The 2521-nt window shown below is 77.4% G+C and carries 2 protein-coding genes; both read right to left on the bottom strand.

Going from position 1 to position 2521, the window contains the following annotated elements; translation table 11 throughout:
- Positions 1–65 precede the first annotated feature (65 nt).
- Positions 66–1190: a zinc-dependent metalloprotease gene (locus tag JZ5iCDA_RS16785; protein WP_253182134.1), complete on the bottom strand. Its 1125-nt coding sequence runs from the start codon at positions 1188–1190 to the stop codon at positions 66–68.
- A gap of 37 nt (positions 1191–1227) precedes the next feature.
- On the bottom strand, positions 1228–2442 hold the full coding sequence (gene dacB, locus JZ5iCDA_RS16780) for a D-alanyl-D-alanine carboxypeptidase/D-alanyl-D-alanine endopeptidase (protein WP_253182133.1): 1215 nt from the start codon (positions 2440–2442) through the stop codon (positions 1228–1230).
- Between the last annotated feature and the right edge of the window lie 79 nt (positions 2443–2521).

The following is a 2521-nucleotide window of genomic DNA, read 5'->3' as shown; positions in this document are numbered from 1 at the left end:
GCGACCGCGGCCCGCACCGCGCGGCGCGCGCCCGCGACGACGGGCGCGGGACCTCCCACCGGCGGTCAGCCGTGCACGCGGCGCACCCAGGCGCGCGCGTCGGCGATCTCGCGGGCGGTGGGCAGGTTCTCCGGCGCGGCCCACACGGCGTTGAAGCCGTCCCGGCCGACCTCCTTCTCGACGGCGCGCACGAACGCCGCGCCGTCGCGGTACTGCGCGATCTTCGCGTCCATGCCGAGCAGGCGCCGCAGGACGACGTCGAACCCGGAGGCGCCCGCGCCGTCGCGACGTGCCTCGAACCGGCGGCGGATGCTGCGCACGGTGCGCACGGTGCGCGGGCCGACCGCGTCCATCGCGACGTCCGCGTGGCCCTCGAGCAGCGCCATGACGGCGGAGACGTCCTCGACCTGGCGCCGCTCGTCGTCGGTGAGGAGGCCGTGGACGAGCGTCGCGCCCTCGCCGCGGACGGCGTCGAGCACGGCACGGCCGACGGTGCGCAGCTTGTCGCGCAGCCGGGCCTCGGCGAGCCGGCGGGACGACTCCGACAGGTCCGCGAGGAGCCCGTGCGCGCGCTCGCGCAGGTGGTCGGCGAGCCAGGGCGCGGCCGCGAACTGCAGCGCGTGGGTCTGCTCGTGCAGGCACACCCACAGCCGGAAGTCGGCGGGGACGAGCTCGAGCGCGCGCTCGACGTGCAGCACGTTCGGGGCGACGAGCACGAGCCGGCCGGGCCCGCCGGCGGACGCGGCGCTGTACGGGTCGAACTGCCCGAGCACGCGGCTCGCGAGCACGGCGAGCACCGACCCGACCTGCGCCGCGCCGACGAGCGCGGTGGCCTGCGGGACGCGCGGCGGGCGGTCGGAGCCGTCCGCGAGGAGCACCTCGGTGAGGCCCTCGGTCATCGCGGCCATGATCTCGGTGTTGGCCTGCGCCCAGCGGGCCCGGTCGACGACGTACACGCTGCCGAGCGCCGTCGGGCGGGCGGTGCCCGCGGGGGCCATCCGGGTCACGTCGAGCACGTGAGGCACGGCGGCGTCGGCTGCCTCGCGCAGGCCGTCGACGAGGTCCGCGAGCTCGTCGCGCGTCGCCTGCGGTCCGGGGCGGGCGAGCCGCCCCGCCATCTGGGCCGCGGCGCTCCAGTCCACGATCGACGGCCCGCCGGGCGGGCGGTCGGACTTCTCGACGAGCGTCACCGCTCCACGGTATCCCGGGGACGGCTCCGGTCGGGTCTCAGCCGGAGCAGCCGCACGCGGCGAGCGACGCGACGAAGTCGTCGAGGATCATGCGCGCGCCGTAGGTGGCGCCGTCGGGCACGGCGTCGGTCATGAGCGCGAAGACGAGGAGCCGGTCGTCCGCGGTGACGACGGTCCCGGCGAGCGAGGAGACGTCGGGCAGGCTGCCCGTCTTGGCGCGGACGACGCCGCGGCCGGCGTTGCCCAGGTACCGGTCGTCGAGCGTCCCCGACAGCCCCGCGACGGGCAGGCCGACGGCGGCGGCGCGCAGCCGCGGGTGGCCGGGGTCGGCGAGGAGGGACACGACGTCGGCGAGCTGGCGCGGCGTGAGGACCGACCCGTCGCCGAGGCCGGAGAGGTCGGCGACCTGCGCCCCGGTGAGGTCGACCCCGAGCCGTTCGACGGCCGCGCGGACCGCCTGGATCGCGCCCTCGCCCGAGCCGGGCAGCCCGGCGTCGACCGCGACGACGCGCCCGACCACCTCGGTGATCGTGTTGTCGGAGTGCTGCAGCAGGTAGGCGACGACCTCGCCCAGGGGCGCGGACTGGACCTCGCCCACGACGGGCGCGTCCGACGGGGCCGCGGCGCGCACGGGGTCGCCCGAGACGGTGACGCCCTCGGCGGCGAGCGCCTGCACGAACGCCTCGGCCGCGGCCATGGCCGGGTCGGGAGCGCGCTGGGCGTACTCCTCGTCCTCGAGCCGGGCGACGTCGACCGCGAGCGCCGCGACGGGCGCGACGTACCCGGCGGCGACGTTCCCGGGGAAGACCGCCGGCGAGACGGCCGGGCCGGTGAACATCGTGTCGTCGAGGTGCAGCGTGACGGTGGTGCGGCCGGTGAGGCGCAGCTCGGCCGCCACCTGCGCCGCGAGGTCGGCGAGCCCCGCGCGCCCGTTGACGGCGGTCGGGTCGCCGGCGCCGGCCGCGAGCATCATGTCGCCGCCGCCGACGAGCACGACGGTGTCCAGACCGTCGAGGACGGCGCGCGTCGGGAGCGTCGCGTCGGGGCCCGGCGACGTGAGCGCGGCCGCCGCCGTGAGCACCTTGAGCGTCGAGGCGGGCACGTGCCCCGTCTCGGCGCCCGACGTGCCGAGCACCTCGCCCGACGCCGCGTCGACGACGAGGGCGCCGACGCGCGGTCCGAGCCGCCGGTCGGCGACGAGCGCTTGAGCTCGACCATGCGGTCCTTGAAGCGCGAGACCGCGACGAACCACGAGGAGACGCCCATGTAGATGAGCGGCTGACGGCAGCGCCAGCAGTGCGGGTAGGAGTGCGCGTACGACTCGCGGCGCA

It is taken from the genome of Cellulosimicrobium cellulans, from assembly GCF_001722485.1.
GTDB lineage: Bacteria > Actinomycetota > Actinomycetes > Actinomycetales > Cellulomonadaceae > Cellulosimicrobium > Cellulosimicrobium cellulans_A.
Note: the sequence above shows the minus strand (reverse complement) of the source record. Positions and strands in the feature narration are given on the sequence as shown.